The 17903-nt window shown below is 71.1% G+C and carries 18 protein-coding genes and 1 pseudogene; 7 read left to right on the top strand and 12 right to left on the bottom strand.

Going from position 1 to position 17903, the window contains the following annotated elements:
• Window positions 1-2: 2 nt before the first annotated feature.
• The 5 genes from folP (at window position 3) to AB0D29_RS02235 (ending at window position 2982) form a co-directional block, all read left to right on the top strand.
• The gene (folP, locus tag AB0D29_RS02255) at window positions 3-875 is read left to right on the top strand and encodes a dihydropteroate synthase (protein ID WP_362851744.1); all 873 of its coding nucleotides are present in this window, start codon (window positions 3-5) and stop codon (window positions 873-875) included.
• 25 nt (window positions 876-900) lie between these two features.
• Window positions 901-1344, top strand: coding sequence for a nuclear transport factor 2 family protein (locus tag AB0D29_RS02250; protein WP_362851743.1), 444 nt, complete (start codon window positions 901-903; stop codon window positions 1342-1344).
• Window positions 1345-1474: 130 nt separating this feature from the next.
• A complete protein-coding gene (gene folB, locus AB0D29_RS02245) occupies window positions 1475-1834 on the top strand; it encodes a dihydroneopterin aldolase (protein ID WP_030010912.1) in 360 nt (119 codons plus the stop codon).
• Window positions 1831-2439, top strand: coding sequence for a 2-amino-4-hydroxy-6-hydroxymethyldihydropteridine diphosphokinase (gene folK, locus AB0D29_RS02240; RefSeq protein WP_362851742.1), 609 nt, complete (start codon window positions 1831-1833; stop codon window positions 2437-2439). The genes folB and folK overlap by 4 nt, the downstream gene beginning before the upstream one ends.
• Before the next feature lie 54 nt (window positions 2440-2493).
• Window positions 2494-2982 carry a DUF3180 domain-containing protein gene (locus tag AB0D29_RS02235; protein ID WP_362851741.1) on the top strand — a complete coding sequence of 163 codons (489 nt, stop codon included), beginning with the start codon at window positions 2494-2496 and terminating at the stop codon, window positions 2980-2982.
• A gap of 37 nt (window positions 2983-3019) precedes the next feature.
• Here the strand turns inward: AB0D29_RS02235 and folE are convergent, their stop codons facing one another.
• The 6 genes from folE to dacB form a co-directional block, all read right to left on the bottom strand.
• Window positions 3020-3628 (bottom strand): GTP cyclohydrolase I FolE, encoded by a 609-nt coding sequence (gene folE / locus AB0D29_RS02230; RefSeq protein ID WP_362851740.1) that lies wholly within the window; start codon window positions 3626-3628, stop codon window positions 3020-3022.
• Window positions 3629-3740: 112 nt separating this feature from the next.
• On the bottom strand, window positions 3741-5777 hold the full coding sequence (ftsH, locus tag AB0D29_RS02225) for an ATP-dependent zinc metalloprotease FtsH (protein WP_362851739.1): 2037 nt from the start codon (window positions 5775-5777) through the stop codon (window positions 3741-3743).
• A gap of 237 nt (window positions 5778-6014) precedes the next feature.
• Window positions 6015-6575: a hypoxanthine phosphoribosyltransferase gene (gene hpt, locus AB0D29_RS02220; RefSeq protein ID WP_030010907.1), complete on the bottom strand. Its 561-nt coding sequence runs from the start codon at window positions 6573-6575 to the stop codon at window positions 6015-6017.
• 65 nt (window positions 6576-6640) lie between these two features.
• A complete protein-coding gene (tilS, locus tag AB0D29_RS02215; protein ID WP_362851738.1) occupies window positions 6641-7684 on the bottom strand; it encodes a tRNA lysidine(34) synthetase TilS in 1044 nt (347 codons plus the stop codon).
• A 242-nt stretch (window positions 7685-7926) separates the two neighbouring features.
• Entirely contained in the window at window positions 7927-9063 is a 1137-nt protein-coding gene (locus tag AB0D29_RS02210; RefSeq protein ID WP_362851737.1) for a zinc-dependent metalloprotease, read from the bottom strand.
• Between the two features lie 60 nt (window positions 9064-9123).
• A complete protein-coding gene (gene dacB, locus AB0D29_RS02205) occupies window positions 9124-10581 on the bottom strand; it encodes a D-alanyl-D-alanine carboxypeptidase/D-alanyl-D-alanine-endopeptidase (RefSeq protein ID WP_362851736.1) in 1458 nt (485 codons plus the stop codon).
• A 164-nt stretch (window positions 10582-10745) separates the two neighbouring features.
• Between dacB and AB0D29_RS02200 the strand changes: the two genes are divergently transcribed.
• Together AB0D29_RS02200 and AB0D29_RS02195 are read left to right on the top strand one after the other, a co-directional pair.
• A complete protein-coding gene (locus AB0D29_RS02200; RefSeq protein ID WP_008742522.1) occupies window positions 10746-11240 on the top strand; it encodes an inorganic diphosphatase in 495 nt (164 codons plus the stop codon).
• A 163-nt stretch (window positions 11241-11403) separates the two neighbouring features.
• Complete coding sequence (locus tag AB0D29_RS02195; RefSeq protein ID WP_362851735.1) at window positions 11404-13044, top strand: threonine/serine exporter family protein; 1641 nt, start codon at window positions 11404-11406, stop codon at window positions 13042-13044.
• A 248-nt stretch (window positions 13045-13292) separates the two neighbouring features.
• Here the strand turns inward: AB0D29_RS02195 and AB0D29_RS02190 are convergent.
• The 6 genes and pseudogenes from AB0D29_RS02190 to AB0D29_RS02165 form a co-directional block, all read right to left on the bottom strand.
• Window positions 13293-13910, bottom strand: a pseudogene (locus AB0D29_RS02190) (VTT domain-containing protein); the annotation flags it as partial.
• A gap of 143 nt (window positions 13911-14053) precedes the next feature.
• Window positions 14054-14812 (bottom strand): MerR family transcriptional regulator, encoded by a 759-nt coding sequence (locus AB0D29_RS02185; RefSeq protein WP_362851734.1) that lies wholly within the window; start codon window positions 14810-14812, stop codon window positions 14054-14056.
• 80 nt (window positions 14813-14892) lie between these two features.
• Window positions 14893-15693 (bottom strand): ABC transporter permease, encoded by an 801-nt coding sequence (locus AB0D29_RS02180; RefSeq protein WP_362851733.1) that lies wholly within the window; start codon window positions 15691-15693, stop codon window positions 14893-14895.
• Window positions 15690-16625, bottom strand: a complete 936-nt coding sequence (locus tag AB0D29_RS02175) for an ATP-binding cassette domain-containing protein (protein ID WP_362851732.1) — start codon at window positions 16623-16625, stop codon at window positions 15690-15692. The genes AB0D29_RS02180 and AB0D29_RS02175 overlap by 4 nt, the downstream gene beginning before the upstream one ends.
• Window positions 16626-16718: 93 nt before the next feature.
• Entirely contained in the window at window positions 16719-17333 is a 615-nt protein-coding gene (locus AB0D29_RS02170) for a PadR family transcriptional regulator (protein ID WP_362851731.1), read from the bottom strand.
• 26 nt (window positions 17334-17359) lie between these two features.
• Entirely contained in the window at window positions 17360-17872 is a 513-nt protein-coding gene (locus AB0D29_RS02165; protein ID WP_362851730.1) for a DinB family protein, read from the bottom strand.
• Window positions 17873-17903: the final 31 nt, after the last annotated feature.

Raw genomic sequence — 17903 nt, 5'->3', positions numbered from 1 at the left:
CTATGAACACGAAGCGCGGAGCCATCGGCAGGGGCCGGGTCACAGGTCTGCCGGAGTGGGACCGCTGCGCGGTCATGGGCGTCGTGAACGTCACGCCCGACTCCTTCTCCGACGGCGGCCGCTGGTTCGACACCACCGCGGCCGTCAAGCGCGGACTCGACCTCGTCAAGCAGGGCGCCGACCTCGTCGACGTCGGCGGCGAGTCCACCCGGCCCGGCGCCTCCCGCGTCGACGAGGAGGAGGAGCTGCGCCGGGTCGTCCCCGTCGTGCGCGGCCTCGCCTCCGAGGGCGTCACCGTCTCCGTCGACACCATGCGCGCGGCCGTCGCCGCGCAGGCCGTCGCCGCGGGCGCCGTACTCGTCAACGACGTCAGCGGCGGGCTCGCCGACCCCGGCATGATCCCGGCCGTCGCCGCCGCCGAGGTGCCCTTCGTGGTGATGCACTGGCGCGGCTTCAGCGCCGGCATGAACAGCCTCGCCGTGTACGAGGACGTGCTCGCCGAGGTCACCGCCGAACTCCGGGACCGGATCGACGCCGTCGTGGCCGGCGGGATCGCCCCCGAGCGGCTCGTCGTCGACCCGGGACTCGGCTTCGCCAAGAACGCCGAGCACGACCTGGCCCTGGTCGCCCACCTGCCCGAACTGCGCGCACTGGGCTTCCCGCTGCTGGTCGCCGCGTCGAGGAAGCGTTTCCTCGGCCGGGTCCTGGCCGGCGCGCAGGACGCGGCACCGCCGCCCGCCCGCGAACGCGACGCGGCGACGGCCGCCGTCTCGGCCATCGCCGCCCACCAGGGCGCCTGGGCCGTACGGGTCCACGAGGTGAGGGCGACCGCGGACGCGGTTCGGGTGGCCCGCGCCGTGGAAGGGGCACTCTGATCCTCAACGACCGACAAGGAGCACTGTGAGCAGAACCGACATCGAAGCGGTCGAAGAGGTCAACACGGCCTTCTACGAGGCAATGGAGCGGGGGGACTTCGACGCTCTGTCGGCGCTCTGGCTGGAGGACGAGATCTCCTGCGTGCACCCCGGCTGGCCCGTGCTCTCCGGCCGCGGCGAGGTGCTCCGCTCGTACGCCCTGATCATGTCCCACACGGACTACATCCAGTTCTTCCTCACCGACACCAAGGTGGCCGTGATAGGCGACACCGCCCTGGTGACGTGCACGGAGAACATCCTCAGCGGCGGACCCGCCGAGGACGGCGGGGAGCTCGGCCCGCTCGTCGGCCAGCTCGTCGTCGCCACGAATGTGTTCCGACGCACATCCGAGGGCTGGCGCCTCTGGTCCCACCACGGTTCTCCCGTCCTCACGGAGTCCGAGGACGAGGACGAGGACGACGCCGCCTGACCCCTACGGCGGGACCCGGAGTATTTCGCAGGTAAATTCGAAGACGGACGACGCCGACCGCACTCGGCGTAGGCCCATGGCCCCGGGGAGCCCCGGGACCGGAAGCACTACGAAAGCAGGAGTGATTCGCGTGGATCGTGTCGCGCTGCGCGGCCTCAAGGCTCGCGGGCACCACGGCGTCTTCCCCCGGGAGCGCGAGGAAGGCCAGACCTTCATCGTCGACCTGGTGCTGCACCTCGACACCCGCCCCGCGGCGGCCGGAGACGACCTGGCGAAGACCGTGCATTACGGGGTAGTCGCGGAGGAAGTCGTCGACGTGGTCCAGGGAGAGCCCGTGGACCTGATCGAGACCCTCGCCGAGCGGATCGCCCAGCAGTGCCTCAAGCACGAAGCGGTGGCGCAGGTGGAGGTCGTCGTCCACAAGCCGGACGCGCCCATCACCGTCCCGTTCGACGACGTGACCATCACGATCACCCGGAGCCGCGCATGAACAACGGACTGAACGCCCAGAGCGACCCCACCGTCCAGCCGGTACCCGCCTCCGTCGTGGAGACGGTCGACGCGGCGGACGTCACCCTGTCCAACCCGAAATGGGCCGTCATCGCGCTCGGCGCGAACCTCGGCAACCGGCTGGAGACCCTCCAGGGCGCCATCGACGCCCTCGGCGACACCCCGGGCCTGCGGGTCAAGGCCGTCTCCCCCGTCTACGAGACCGAACCGTGGGGCGTGGAGCCCGGCTCGCAGCCCTCGTACCTCAACGCGGTCGTCGCCGTGAAGACCACGCTACCCCCGTCCTCGCTCCTGGAGCGCGGCCACGCCATCGAGGAGGCCTTCGACCGCGTCCGCGACGAGCGCTGGGGCCCCCGCACGATCGACGTGGACATCGTCGCGTACGCCGACCGGGTCTCCGAGGACCCCGTCCTCACCCTGCCGCACCCGCGCGCCCACCAGCGCGCCTTCGTGCTGGCCCCCTGGCACGACATCGACCCGGAGGCCCAGATCCCCGGCCGCGGCCCGGTCGCCGCGCTCCTGGCCGAAACCGGCCTGAGCGGCGTCACGCCGCGCCCGGACCTGGAACTCCACCTCCCGGAGTAGTCGTTACCCTGTGGACTGCCTGACGGATCGGTGCGGAAAGCGGGGAACGGGCAAGTGAAGCAACTGAGGCCGGCGGTCCTGGCGGGCATCTTCGTGGTCGCCGGGGTCCTGTCCTGGGCGGGTGCCCGGCTGTGGAACGCCTACGGCACCCTGCCGGGCGTTCCGCTGGCCGCGCCGATCGTCCTGGGCGTCATCGCGGCCGTACTGCTGGCCACGGCCCTGTCCATGCGGTCCCGGCTCAAGGCCCAGCGCGAGCGCCGGCCGGGGGCCAAGGGCGTGGAGCCGCTGATGGCGGCCCGCGCGGTGGTTTTCGGCCAGGCCAGCGCGCTCGTGGCAGCGCTGGTGGCCGGCATGTACGGCGGAGTGGGCGTCTTCCTGCTGACCGACTCCCTGGACATCCCCGCCCGCCGCGACCAGGCCTGGTACGCCGGCGCCTCGGTCCTGGCGGGGGTGGCCGTCATCGCCGCCGCCCTCTTCCTGGAGCACGTACTCAAGCTCCCGGAGGACGACGACCAGGCCCCTGAGGCCCCCGCCCGCGCCTAGGACCTGGCGACGGGCGGGCCCGGGGACAGCGGCCGGCTCAGCGGGCCATGATCAGGGACATGGCCTCGTTGCGGGTGGCGGGGTCGCGCAGCTGGCCGCGGACCGCCGAGGTGATGGTCTTCGCACCGGGCTTGCGGACGCCGCGCATGGTCATGCACATGTGCTCGCACTCGATGACCACGATGACCCCGCGCGGGTCCAGGATCTCCATCAGGGAGTCCGCGACCTGCGTGGTCAGGCGCTCCTGCACCTGGGGGCGGCGGGCGAACACGTCCACGAGGCGGGCCAGCTTCGACAGGCCGGTGATCTTGCCGTCGGTGGACGGGATGTAGCCGACGTGGGCGACACCGTGGAAGGGCACCAGGTGGTGCTCACAGCTCGACATGACCTCGATGTCCTTCACCAGGACCATCTCGTCGTGGCCGATGTCGAACGTCGTGGTCAGGACCTCTTCGGGCCGCTGGTACAGGCCGGCGAATATCTCCCGGTACGACCGCGCCACGCGCGCCGGGGTCTCCAGGAGACCCTCCCGGTCCGGGTCCTCGCCGACCGCGATCAGGAGCTCACGAATCGCCGCCTCGGCGCGCTTCTCGTCGAACTCGCCGATCGTGCCCTCGTCGCCGGTCAGGGTCACTGGGTCGGTCATCTCTTCCTCGTTCCTGTGTGCACAGCGCTCGCGGCCACCCAAGTATGACCAGATGAAAGTGCCGCGCCCCCCAGGCTAGAACCTGGGGGGCGCGGCTTCCATTCCGGGTGGATCAGGCCTCAGGGCGGTCCTCGGGGGCCACCTCGATGCCCTTCTCCGTCGAGACCGGCGAAACGGCGGTGGTCGCCGAGGTGCCGTTCGCCGAGTTCGTCAGCTGGAGCTCCTTGGGAGAGAGCACCGGCGGACGGGTGGAGGGGGTGCGGCGGGAGGAGCCGGTCCACGCGGGGCGGGCCGGACGCTTCACGATCGTCGAGAAGATCTCGGCGATCTGCTCCTTGTTCAGCGTCTCCTTCTCCAGCAGCGCGAGGACCAGGTTGTCGAGGACGTCACGGTTCTCGACGAGGATCTCCCAGGCCTCGTTGTGCGCGGTCTCGATGAGCTTCTTGACCTCTTCGTCGACCAGCGCCGCGACCTCTTCCGAGTAGTCCCGCGGGTGCGACATCTCGCGGCCCAGGAACGGCTCGGTGTTGTCGCCGCCGAACTTGATCGCACCGAGACGCTCGGTCATGCCGTACTGCGTGACCATGGCCCGCGCCGTGGCGGTGGCCTTCTCGATGTCGTTCGCCGCGCCCGTGGTGGGGTCGTGGAAGACCAGCTCCTCGGCCGCGCGCCCGCCCAGCATGTACGCCAGCTGGTCGAGCATCTCGTTGCGCGTGGTCGAGTACTTGTCCTCGTCGGGCAGGACCATGGTGTAACCCAGGGCCCGGCCGCGGGACAGGATCGTGATCTTGTGGACCGGGTCGGAGTTCGGCGAGGCCGCCGCGACCAGGGCGTGTCCGCCCTCGTGGTACGCGGTGATCTTCTTTTCCCGGTCCGACATGATCCGGGTCCGCTTCTGCGGGCCCGCCACGACGCGGTCGATCGCCTCGTCCAGCGAGTGGTTGTCGATCAGCTTCTTGTCCGAGCGGGCCGTGAGCAGCGCGGCCTCGTTCAGGACGTTGGAGAGATCGGCACCCGTGAAGCCGGGCGTACGGCGGGCGACGGCGCCCAGGTCGACGTCCGGGGCGACCGGCTTGCCCTTCTGGTGGACCTTGAGGATCTCCAGACGGCCCTGCATGTCCGGACGGTCGACCGCGATCTGCCGGTCGAAACGGCCGGGGCGCAGCAGCGCCGGGTCGAGGATGTCCGGGCGGTTCGTGGCGGCGATCAGGATGACCCCGCCCTTCACGTCGAAACCGTCCATCTCGACCAGCAGCTGGTTGAGGGTCTGCTCGCGCTCGTCGTGACCGCCGCCGAGACCCGCACCGCGGTGCCGGCCGACGGCGTCGATCTCGTCGACGAAGACGATCGCCGGGGCGTTGGCCTTGGCCTGCTCGAACAGGTCACGGACACGCGAGGCACCGACACCGACGAACATCTCGACGAAGTCGGATCCGGAGATCGAGTAGAAGGGAACACCGGCCTCGCCCGCGACGGCGCGCGCGAGCAGGGTCTTTCCGGTGCCGGGCGGGCCGTACAGCAGCACGCCCTTGGGGATCTTGGCGCCGACGGCCTGGAACTTCGCCGGCTCCTGGAGGAACTCCTTGATCTCGTGGAGTTCCTCGACGGCCTCGTCCGAGCCCGCGACATCGGCGAACGTCGTCTTCGGGGTGTCCTTGGTGATGAGCTTGGCCTTGGACTTCCCGAAGTTCATGACCCGGGAGCCGCCGCCCTGCATCTGGTTCATCAGGAACAGGAAGACAACGACGATGAGGACGAAGGGCAGGAGCGAGAGGAGAACGCTCAGGAACGGGCTGGTCTTGTCCGGAGTGACGGAGTACCCGTCCGGGATCTGACCGGCGTCGTACTTGGTCTGGAGGTTCTGGGCGAGCTGGACGCCCTGATCCCCGATGTAGTTGGCCTGGAACTTGGTGCCGTCATGCTTGCCGAGCTTCTGGCCGTCGCGCAGCTCGATCTTGATCATCTGGCTGTCGCCGGTGGTCAGCTTCGCTGTCTCCACCTGGCCAGTGTTGATCGCCTTGATGACCTCGCTGGTGTCCACCGACTTGTAGCCGCCGCCGGAGCCGACGACATTCATCAACACGACCACGGCGAGGACGGCCAGCACGATCCACATGACCGGCCCACGGAAGTATCGCTTCACGTCCATCCATACGGGGCGCCAGGCACCCCGTCCCTCCTGCCCGTAGGTAAATGCTGCTGTGAGTAAAGACTGTTCTTCGGAATGTACCCCTGTATTGTCACCCGCGGCCCCGTGGGACGGCTGACAGACCCGCCTTCCCCTGCTCCAACGGCGGGAATCGCCCACAGGTTCCCCGGAGCCCGCGGTGCTTTTCCCGCGGGGCCCCGGAGACCGGGAGCGACCGGCAGCGGCCAGGAGCGGGGATCAGCCGCCGTAGACGTGCGGGGCGAGCGTGCCGACGAACGGCAGGTTGCGGTACTTCTCCGCGTAGTCGAGGCCGTAGCCCACCACGAACTCGTTGGGGATGTCGAAGCCGACCCACTTCACGTCGATCGCGACCTTCGCGGCCTCGGGCTTGCGCAGCAGCGTGACGACCTCGAGGGAGGCCGGCTGGCGGGAGCCCAGGTTCGACAGCAGCCAGGACAGCGTCAGACCGGAGTCGATGATGTCCTCGACGATCAGGACGTGCTTGTCCTTGATGTCGGTGTCCAGGTCCTTGAGGATCCGGACCACACCCGAGGACTGGGTTCCGGCGCCGTACGAGGACACCGCCATCCAGTCCATGGTGAGCGGGGTGGACAAGGCGCGCGCCAGGTCCGCCATCACCATCACGGCGCCCTTGAGCACACCGACGATGAGCAGGTCCTTGCCCGCGTACTCCGCGTCGATCTTCGCGGCCAGCTCGGCCAGCTTCGCGTCGATCTCTTCCTTGGTGATGAGCACCGACTGGAGGTCGTTGCCCATGTCCTTCTCGTCCACCCGCATCACTTTCGTTGTCGGCCGGGGCTCCGGGGGTGTCCCCGGAGGACTCAGCCGTGTTTCAGCACCAATCAGCCCTGCCGGATGACAAGTCTGCCACCCTGCCGCTGGGCCTCGACCCGGCCGGGCAGGTTGATGGCGCCCTGGCCGCGCCATCCGGTGATGAGCCGGTCGACTTCCTCGATGTGGCGGGCGAAGAGGGAACCCGCGGGAGAGCCCGCGGCGACCACGGCCCTGCGCAGCACCCGGCGGCGGACGGCCGGGGGCAGGGCGTACAGCTTGGCGCACTCCAGGCGGCCGTCCGCGTCCCGGACGCCGGTCTCGGCCTCGGCGGCCCAGGCGTCGAGGGCGTCGGCGTCGTCGCGGGAGAGCTGGGCGGTGCGGGCCAGTGCCTCGACGACCCCCTTGCCCAGCGCCTTCTCCAGGGCGGGCAGTCCCTCGTGGCGCAGCCGGGAGCGGGTGTAGGCGGGGTCGATGTTGTGCGGGTCGTCCCAGACGGCGAGGGACTGGACCATGCAGGCCTTGCGGGCGGTCTGCCGGTCGACCTGGAGGAAGGGCCTGCGGTAGCGGTGGCTGCGGCCGGAGACGCCGGGACCGCCGGAGACTTCGGGCATGCCGGAGAGCGAGCGGATCCCGGAGCCGCGGGCGAGGCCCAGCAGGACGGTTTCGGCTTGATCGTCCCGGGTGTGGCCCAGGAGCACGGCGGCGGCCCCGAGGCGGTCAGCGGCCTCGTCCAGGGCCCCGTAGCGGGCGTCGCGGGCGGCGGCCTCGGGTCCGCCGTCACGCCCGACGCGCACGGCGACGGACTCCACCGGGTCGAGGCGGAGTGCGGTCATGCGGGTGACGACCTCCGCGGCGCGCAGGTCGGAGCCGGCCTGGAGCCCGTGGTCGACGGTGATGCCGCCGGCCCGGATGCCGAGTTTGGGGGCCTCGAAGGCGAGGGCCGAGGCGAGCGCCATGGAGTCGGCGCCGCCGGAGCACGCGACGAGGACGAGTGGCCGGGTGCCCGCTGCGGTGCGAGGGTCGGCGGGGGTGTCGGTGAGATCGGTGAGGACGTCGTGGAGTACGCGGCGGACCGCCAGGCGTATCGCCGCGACCGCAGGATGGGGACCCATGTCCGGTGCCCTTCGATGGAGTTCGGATGCCTCGGAGGCGTTGGGGGTGTGGTGCGCTGGGGGTGGTGCCCGGTGCCCCCGCGGGGCGGGGGCTGTCACTCAGGGATGTCACTCAGAGTGCGTCGATGGTGACAGAACCGAGCCGTTCCCCGAGCATCGCACGGCCTTCCACGGCCCACGGTCCCTCGGACGGGTGATGCTGCTTCCCCCAGTGAGACAGGTTTACGCCCCTTCAGTCACCCTCATTCGCTCTGTTCGCTCCCCTTGCGGTGGACTCGGGCCACCCACTCGGCGGGCTTGGCGATCTCGGCCTTCGTCGGCAATGTGTTCGGGGAGGTCCAGACCCGGTTGAAGCCGTCCATGCCGACCTGGCCGACGACGGCGCGCACGAAGCGCTCGCCGTCGCGGTACTGGCGCAGCTTGGCGTCGAGGCCGAGGAGCTTGCGCAGGGCGGAGTCGAGGCGGCCGGCTCCGCTGGCCCTGCGCTGCTGGAACTTCTCGCGGATCTCGGCGACCGAGGGCACCACCTGCGGGCCGACGCCGTCCATGACGAAGTCGGCGTGGCCCTCCAGGAGGGACATGACGGCGGTGAGCCGGCCCAGGATCTCGCGCTGCTCGGGGGTCTGCACGAGCTCCACGAGGGAGCGGCCCTCGTCGCCGTGCTCGGCGTCGGGGCGGGCTCCCGCGAAGGACTGGGCGGCCTCCCGGATGCGCTCCAGCACGGTCGCCGGATCCACCTCGGTGGCGCCCAGGAACGTCTGGATTTCGCCTTCGAGGTGGTCCCGCAGCCACGGGACGGCCGTGAACTGTGTACGGTGCGTCTCCTCGTGCAGGCAGACCCACAGCCGGAAGTCGTGCGGGTTCACCTCCAGCTCGCGCTCGACGTGCACGATGTTGGGGGCGACGAGCAGCAGCCGGCCGCCCCCGGCCGAGGCCGGCAGGTCGCGCGAGACCGGGGCGAAGGTCTCGTACTGGCCGAGGACCCTGGAGGCCAGGAAGCTCAGCAGCATGCCCAGCTCGACGCCGGTGACCTTGCCGCCGACCGCGCCGAGCACGGCTCCGCCGGGGGCGCCCGCGCGGCGGTCCTGCATCTTGCCGAGGAGCGGCTGGAGCAGCTCGCGGAACCCGGCGACGTTGGCCTTGATCCAGCCGGCCCGGTCGACGACCAGGACGGGGGTGTCGGGGACGGCGGACCCTTCCGGGATCATCCTGGTGAACTCGCGCACGTGCCGTTCCGAGATCCTGGCGTGCCCGCGCAGCTCCGCGACGACCGCCCGTGCCTCGTCCCGGGTGACCTCCGGCCCGGGACGCACCAAGCGGGTCGCGGTCGCCACCGCGAGGTTCCAGTCGACCATCTCCGCACCACTGATGCTCGTCATGCGTCAACCGTACGTGGGCGGGGCGCCCTGCGGACCCCCTCAGACCCGGCCCGGGCGCACCTACGACGTGGTCGCGACGGCCGCGGCCAGCTTGTCGAGGGCCTTCTCCGCGCCCTCGGGGCCGGGGCTGTTCGCGGTCAGGAAGGCGAAGGCGAGCAGTCGGCCGGAGGAGTCGACGACGGTCCCGGAGAGGGAGTTCACGCCGGTCAGGGTGCCGGTCTTGGCCCGGATCAGGCCCGCGGCCGGGGAGGTGCCCGCGTTGCGGCCGCGCAGGGTCCCGGTGAAGCCGGCGACGGGCAGTCCGGTCAGGACCGGCCGCAGCTCCGGGCGCTGCGGGTCGGCGGCCTTGGCGAGGAGGCCGGTCAGCAGGCCGGCGCTGACCTTGTCGGCGCGGTTGAGGCCGCTGCCGTCGGCGAAGCGGGAGCCCGCGGTGTCGACCCCGAGGGCGGCGAGCTTGGCGGCGACGGCCTTCTCGGCGCCTTCGAAGCTGGCGGGCTGCCCGGAGGCGAGGGCGGTCTGGCGGGCGAGGGCCTCGGCGATGTCGTTGTCGCTGTTGGTCAGCATCCGCTCGACCAGCCCGGCCACCGGGGTGGAGAGGGTGGTGGCGAGCGGCTGGGCGGAACCGGCCGTGCCGGCAGCGGCGGCCTTCGCCTTGGCGGGCTCGCCGGTGACCTTGATGCCGCGCTCGGTGAGCAGGGTCCGGAAGGCGCGGGCGGCGTCCTTGGACGGGTCCTCGGTCCGGTCCACGGGCCCGGAGGTGGAGTCGTCGGGACGGCCCTCGTCGGCCGTCAGGGCGGTCACGAGCGCGATGTTGGGGTTGACGCCGATCGGGTGGCGGGCGGGGCCGCTGTAGAGGCTGTCGTCGTACCCGAGGGTCACGGTGTCGGTTCCGGCGGCCTTGAGGGCCTGCGCGGTGTCGGCGGCGAGCGCGACGAGGCTGCCGCCGGATCCGGCGGGGCTCTTCTTCTTCGCGGTGAGGGAGGGGTCGCCGCCGCCGACCAGGACGATCTGTCCGGGGGCGGCTCCGGGCACCACCGTGGTCCTGATCCGGTGCTCGGGCCCGAGCGCGGCCAGCGCGGCGGCGGCGGTGACGATCTTGACGGTGGAGGCGGGGGTCATGGCGTCGCGCGCCCCGGACTCGTAGAGCACCTGCCCGGTGGCGGTGTCGACGACGGAGGCGGTGCGGACGCTGCCGAGCGCGGGATCGGCGAGCAGCGGCTTGAGCGCGGCGGCGAGCTTCCCGGAGGCGGCGGGGACGGCCGCCTGCCCCTGCGGGACGCCGGGGCCGATCGCGCCGAGCACCCCGGGGGCGCTGGGCGCGGCCTCCGGCAGGAGCCCGGAGCCGGGCCCGCGGCCGTGATCTGCGCCACCCGTAAGGCCCCAGGAGGCGGCCCTGTCCCGCTCGGCCTTACGCTGGCCGGAGTCCCAGGGACCGGCGGCGGCCACCGCTGCCACCGACAGGGCGAGGCCGGCGACGGCCGCACCCGCGATGAGCTGCCACGACTTGACCAATGGCACCTCGGACCAGCCCCTTTCGCGATCACACATATGCGTGAGGGACACTTAACCACTGCGTCTTGCCGCGAGCATGGCACCCCACCCGGCAGGGCCGGGGCGGTCGCGCACGCAGGTGAATCAAACGCAGTCTCGAAGCAATGAAGCTGATCATGGAGGAGCAGGACGTGGAGTTCGACGTCACCATCGAGATCCCCAAGGGTTCGCGGAACAAGTACGAGGTGGACCACGAGACCGGCCGGATCCGTCTGGACCGTCGCCTCTTCACCTCGACCAGCTACCCGGCCGACTACGGCTTCGTCGAGAACACCCTCGGCGAGGACGGCGACCCGCTGGACGCGCTGGTCATCCTGGACGAGCCGACCTTCCCCGGCTGCCTGATCAAGTGCCGCGCCATCGGCATGTTCCGCATGACGGACGAGGCGGGCGGCGACGACAAGCTGCTGTGCGTGCCGGCCTCGGACCCGCGTGTCGAGCACCTGCGCGACATCCACCACGTCTCCGAGTTCGACCGCCTGGAGATCCAGCACTTCTTCGAGGTCTACAAGGACCTGGAGCCGGGCAAGTCGGTCGAGGGCGCGAACTGGGTCGGCCGCACCGAGGCCGAGGCCGAGATCGAGGCCTCGTACAAGCGCCTCGAGGCGCAGGGTGGCCACCACTGAGCTCGCGCTCGGCGGTAACGGGCCGGGGGACTCCCCCGCGCCCCTGGTGACATGGCGGGCGGCATCCCTCAGGGATGCCGCCCGCCGTTCCGTTTCCCGGCTTCGCCAGGGAGCAAACGGTTCCGCATACTGATACGGCAGGTGATCACGGACTGGAGGACGCGTGGCGGAGGCCGACGGGGCAGAGGACAGGAAGCCCCAGTCCGACGAGGCGCACAGCGCCTTCACGCCGCCGCCCGGGATGGAGCCGGAGGCCCTCGACGACGACCAGCCCACCTCGGAGTTCGCCCGTCCGGCCGGCGCCGAGCCGGTGCAGCCCGAACCCGAGGGATCGGCCTTCGCCACACCGGCCACCTACAGCGCCGCGCACTCCCCGCCCGCCTACACCCCGGGCCAGGACTTCCACGTCGTCCAGCTGAAGGAATCCCCCTGGCAGGACCGCATGCGCACGATGCTGCGCATGCCGGTCGACGTGCGTCCCGTACCGGACCTCGTGCAGCGGCCGAGCGAGGCCGGGCCCGCCGTGGGCCGCGTGCTCGACCTGACCCTGCGCATCGGCGAGCTGCTGCTCGCGGGCGGCGAGGGCGCCGAGGACGTGGAGGCCGCCATGTTCGCGGTGACCCGCTCCTACGGGCTGGACCGCTGCGAGCCCACCGTCACCTTCACGCTGCTGTCGATCACCCACCAGCCCTCACTGGTGGACCACCCGGTCTCGGCGAACCGGACCGTGCGCCGCCGCGGCACCGACTACAACCGGCTGTCGGCCGTCTACCGGCTGGTCGACGACATCAGCGCCCCCGAGATCGACATCTCGCTGGAGGAGGCCTACCGGCGCCTCGCCGAGATCCGCCGCAACCGCCACCCGTACCCCGGCTGGATGCTCACCTGTTCCGCCGGGCTGCTCGCCGGCGCCGCCTCCACCCTGGTCGGCGGCGGGGTGCTGGTGTTCATCGCGGCGGCGCTCGGCGCGATCCTCGGCGACCGGCTGGCCTGGCTGTGCGCCGGCCGCGGGCTGCCGGAGTTCTACCAGTTCGTGGTCGCGGCCATGCCGCCGGCCGCGATCGGGGTGGCGCTGAACATGACCGCGATCGACGTCAAGGCGTCCGCGGTGATCACCGGCGGGCTCTTCGCGCTGCTGCCCGGGCGGGCCCTGGTCGCGGCCGTGCAGGACGGTCTGACCGGCTTCTACATCACCGCCTCCGCCCGGCTCCTGGAGGTCATGTACCTCTTCATCGGCATCATCATGGGCGTGCTGGTCGTGCTCTACGTCGGCCTGCAGTTCGACGCCTCGCCCCGGCCGGAGGAGGTCCTGGAGATCCAGCAGCGGCCGCTGATCCAGATCGCGGCCTCGATGGTGCTGGTCTTCACCTTCGCGATCCTGCTCCAGCAGGAACGTTCCACCGTGTTGATCGTGACTCTCAACGGCGGGGTCGCCTGGGTCACCTTCGGCGCCCTGCACTACGCGGGCGAGATCCCGCCCGTGCCGTCCACCGCCATCGCCGCCGGGCTGGTGGGCCTCTTCGGGCAGCTCTTCTCCCGCTACCGCTTCGCTTCCGCCCTGCCGTTCGTGACGGCGGCCATCGGCCCGCTGCTGCCCGGCTCGGCGACGTACTACGGGCTGCTGCTGATCGCCGAGAACCGGCTGAACGAGGGTCTGGGCTCCCTGGTGAACGCGGCGGCCATCGCGCTGGCCATCGCCATCGGGGTCAACCTGGGGTCGGAGACGTCGCGGCTGTTCATGCGGATTCCGGGGGCGGCGAGCGCCGCGAAGCGCCGTGCGGCGAAGCGGACCCGAGGCTTCTAGCCGCAAGCCGCACGGGGTACGCGTACGCCCCGCAGGCTCTTGCGTGCCTGCGGGGCGTTGCGTGAGCGCGGCTCACCGATTCGGGGCTCCGCCCCGGACCCCGCGCCTCAAACGCCGGCGGGGCTGGATGTGGCGGGGGGGGCTGGATGTGGCTAGCGCTTCGCGTGGCGGCCGCGGGTGCCCGGGGTCTGGGGGCCCGAGCCGTCGACTGCGGCGGCGGCCTCGGGCTGACCCTCGACGCCGTTCGCCTTGTTCTCCTTGCGGGCCTTGAGCACCTCGAAGATCACCGGGATGACCGAGATGAGGACGATGGCCACCAGGATCGGCTCGACGTTCGTCTTGATGAACTCGATCTGGCCGAGCCAGTACCCCGCCATCGTGACGCCCGCGCCCCAGCCGATGCCGCCGATGACGTTGTACGTCAGGAAGGTGCGGTACTTCATCGAGCCCGCGCCGGCCACCATCGGCGCGAAGGTGCGGATGATCGGCACGAAGCGGGCGAGCACGATGGCCTTGGGGCCGTGCCGGTCCATGAACTCGTGCGCCTTGTCGAGGTTCTCCCGCTTGAAGAGCTTGGACTTCGGCCGGTTGAAGATCTTCGGCCCGAAGAACTTGCCGATCATGTAGCCGACCTGGTCACCGATGATGGCGGCGGCCACGATCAGGGTGCAGACCAGCCACAGAGGCTGCTTGATGTACTGCCCGTCCGCGACCAGCAGGCCCGCCGTGAACAGCAGGGAGTCGCCGGGCAGGAACGCGAAGAGTCCCGACTCGGCGAAGACGATGACCAGGATGCCGATCAGGCCGAAGTGCGAGATCAGGTAGTCCGGGGACAGCCACTCAGGGCCGAGCGCAATCGTGTACACGGGTTCCGGACTCTCCTGGATCGGGGGGGCGTGCCGGGGGCAGCAGGCGGTTGCGGGCAAGGTAAAGGCAGTTTCAATTATCAACGCACACGACCCCCTCCCGGTTCCAGCCACCGGAGGGGGTCGGATGCGTGACGTTCCGCTTACACCTTGCGCACCGCGTTCGCCAGGATCGCGTCCCTCAGGTGCTCGGCGAGACCCGGCTTCATGGAATCGTAGAACTCCTTGAACCGCTCGTCCGCCACGTACATCTCACCGAGGCCCGTGTGGATCTCGTACGAGCAGTCGTAGTACCAGGTGCTGATGTGCCGGCGGTGCTCCTCGGCCAGGTCCATCGCCGCCTCGCCGTCGGCGCTCTCGCCGGAGTCCATGAGGGCCGCGTACCGGACGCCCCACTGGGCGACCTCGTCCTGGATCCGCCGCCAGTCGTCCTTGGTGTAGGTGGCGACCCGCCGCTGCGACTCCGCGTAGGCATCGGTGCCGCCCCAGCGCTGTTCCACCTCCTGCGCGTACTGCTCGGGGTCCTTGTCCCCGAAGACCTCGAACCGCTCCTCGGGCGTGAGGTTGATGCCCATCTTCTTCGCCTCCATGGCGTGCTCAACGGCCTTGGCCATCTGCTGGAGCCGGGCGATCCGGTCGGTCAGCAGGGCGTGCTGCCGGCGCAGGTGCTCCCGCGGATCCGATTCCGGGTCGTCCAGCAGGACCGCGACCTCGTCGAGGGGGAAGCCGAGCTCCCGGTAGAACAGGATCCGCTGCAGCCGGTCCAGGTCGGCGTCGTCGTACCGCCGGTGACCCGCGTGGCTGCGGCCGCTCGGGGAGAGCAGACCGATCTCGTCGTAGTGGTGCAGGGTGCGCACCGTGACTGCGGCGAATCCGGCGACCTGGCCCACGGAGTAGCCCATCTTCCCGTCCTCTCCTCTGGTTGGGTACGCCCTTCACTGTGGTCCCTCACGCGGCGTGAGGTGCAAGTCCCCGCCCCGGCCTACCGGCTCAGGCCCCGGAACCTCGCCACCGCCAGCGGGAAGAAGACCGCCAGCAGCAGGACCGGCCAGCCGACGGCGAGCAGGGCGGCGTGGTCGGAGGCCCAGGACGGGGAGGCCGCCGCCGGGTTGCCGAACAGGTCGCGGACGGCCGTGGCCGTCGCCGACATCGGGTTCCATTCCACCACCGACCCCAGCCAGCCCGGCATGGCCTCCGGCGTGGCGAAGGCGTTGGAGAGGAAGCCCACCGGCCACACCAGGATCTGCACCGCCTGCACCATCTCCGGCCGGCCCGCGACCATGCCCAGGAAGATCCCGATCCACAGCATCGCGAAGCGCAGCAGCAGGAGCAGGACGAAGGCCAGCAGCGCGGCCGCCGGGGAGCCGTGCCAGCGCCAGCCGAGCAGCATGCCGACGCCCGCCAGGACCGCGAGCCCCACGGCCGACTGGAGCATGTCCGCCGCGCTGCGGCCGACCAGGACCGCCGCGGAGGACATCGGCATGGCACGGAACCGGTCGATCACCCCCTTGCCCAGGTCCTGGGTGACCGCCGTCATCGTCGCCTCCAGCCCGAAGGCCATGGTCAGCGCGAGCATGCCGGGCACGAGGAACTCGACGTACTCGCCGTCGATGCCGCGTCCGCCGCCGACCAGGAAGCCGAACATCAGCAGCAGCATCACGGGGAAGACGAGTCCGACGACCATCTGCACCGGCTGCCGCGCCCAGTGCGCGAGCTCGCGCCGGGTCATCGTCCAGGAGTCCACGGCCACCCAGCCCGCCGCCGACATCGTGTGCTGCGTCATGCGGCCACCTCCGTGGTGTTCGTACGGTCCGTCAGGTGCAGGAAGACCTCGTCGAGCGTGGGCCGCCGGACCGAGAGGTCCGCCGCCTCGATGCCCGCCCCCTCCAGCGCGCGCAGGGTCAGGGCCAGGCCCGCCATGCGGTCCTCCACCGGAAAGCCCAGGGTGAGGGAGTCCGGGTCCACGGTCGGGTCCGGCAGCAGCGCCGCCGCCTGCGCGAGCCGCGCCGCGTCCCGCAGGACGACGACGATCCGGTCCGGCCCGACGCGGGACTTCAGCTCGTCGGCCGTGCCCTCGGCCGCCACCCGGCCGGCGTCGATCAGCGCGATGCGGTCGGCCAGCTGGTCGGCCTCCTCCAGGTACTGCGTGGTCAGCAGGACGGTCGTGCCGCCGCCCACCAGGGAGCGGACCGCGCTCCACACCTCGGCGCGGCCGCGCGGGTCGAGCCCGGTGGTCGGCTCGTCGAGGAAGAGCACCTCGGGTTCGGTGATCAGGGACGCCGCGAGGTCGAGCCGGCGCCGCATGCCGCCGCTGTACTGCTTCACCGGCTTGCGGCCGGTGTCCGCGAGGCCGAAGCGGTCCAGCAGCGCGTCGGCCCGCAGCCCGGCCCGGCGCGCGCCCAGGTGGTGGAGGCGGCCGAACAGCTCCAGGTTCTGCCGCCCGGACAGTTCCTCGTCGAGCGCCGTGTGCTGGCCGAGCAGGCCGATCCGGGCGCGGACGGCCGCCGGGTCCTTCCGTACGTCGTGGCCCGCCACCCGGACCACGCCCTCGTCGTGCCGGAGCAGGGTGCTCATGATGCGGACCGCCGTGGTCTTCCCGGCTCCGTTGGGGCCGAGCACGGCGTGCACCGTGCCGCGTGTCACCTCCAGGTCCAGCCCGGCCAGGGCGGGCCGGTCCGCGTACCGCTTGTGGACACCTTCGACGAAGATCGCCAACGCGCTTCCAACTCCTCACGCTCAGCTCATTAGTCAAATTTGAGTAGCAAGCTGCGCCAAGGTACTGCCCGAAGCGGGGCTAGTCAAACTTGATTAGGCGTAGGGGTTCTCCTGGCCGTCCGCCAGGACCCCCACGAAGGGGTCGCCGCCCTCACCCGCGAAGGAGTACGCGCCCCCCTCGATCCGGGCCATCAGCCCACGGGTCCACTCCGCCTCGGCGTCCGCGGAATGGACCCAGCGGTGCATGATCTCGCCGATGTGCCCCAGCGTCTGGGGGCCCTCCTCGGGCGTGTAGTAGTCCGTCACCGACGTCCGCCAGGCCGCCAGCTTCGCCAGCCGCTCCCCCAGCAGGGCCAGGACCTCCGCCCGGGGCAGGTCGACCATGAAGCCGATCGCCGCCGAGAGGAGGTCCGTCTTCTGGTCGAACGCCGCCAGGGCCTCGCGGAGCAGCTTGAAGTACTCCTCGCGGCCCGCGTCCGTCACCTCGTACTCCGTGCGCGGCGGACCGCCCGCCGCGCTCGGCGCCACCTCGTGGGCGTGCAGGACGCCCTGCTTCGCCATCTGCTTGAGCGCGTGGTAGATCGAGCCGGGCTTGGTGTTGGACCACTCGTGGGCGCCCCAGTACTCCAGGTCGTTGCGCACCTGGTACCCGTGCGCCCGCCCGTGCTGGCGGACCGCGCCGAGGACGAGAAGCCTGATCGCTGACATGCGGCCAGGCTAGTGGCCGGGCGCCCTCAGCCCATGGCGCGGGTGCCGTCCAGGGACTCCCGGACGATGTCCGCGTGGCCCGCGTGCCGGGCGAACTCCTCCACCAGGTGCAGGAGCATCCAGCGCATCGACACCTTGCCGTCCTTGGGGAACCAGGGCGCCGGCGGGAGCGGGAAGGTGTCGTCGAGGCTGGGCACGGCCGCGATGAAGGCCTCCGTCTCCTTCACCACCCCGTCCCAGAAGGCCAGTACGTCCGGGACGGACTCGCCCTCGACCAGGTGGAAGGCCTCGCCCCAGCTCTCCTCGTCGCGCTGCCGCTCGTTCGGGACCTGCTGGGCCATCCGCAGCCAGGACAGCTCGCATTCCGCCGCGTGCTTGAGCAGCCCCGACAGGGAGAGCTCGCTGACGCTGGGGCGGCTCGCCGCCTGCTCCTCGGTCAGCCCCTGGGCCGCCTCGCGCAGCGCGACCCGCTGGGCCTCGACGAAGGAGAGGAGCGTGCCGCGCTCGTCGCCGAGCACCTCGGTGGAAATCTGGGCCATGACCGGACCGCCTCTTCGTGTGGAGTGCCGG

The sequence above is a fragment of the Streptomyces sp. NPDC048424 genome, assembly GCF_040651555.1.
Taxonomy (GTDB): Bacteria; Actinomycetota; Actinomycetes; order Streptomycetales; family Streptomycetaceae; genus Streptomyces.
This window is presented reverse-complemented; position numbering and strand designations above follow the sequence as displayed.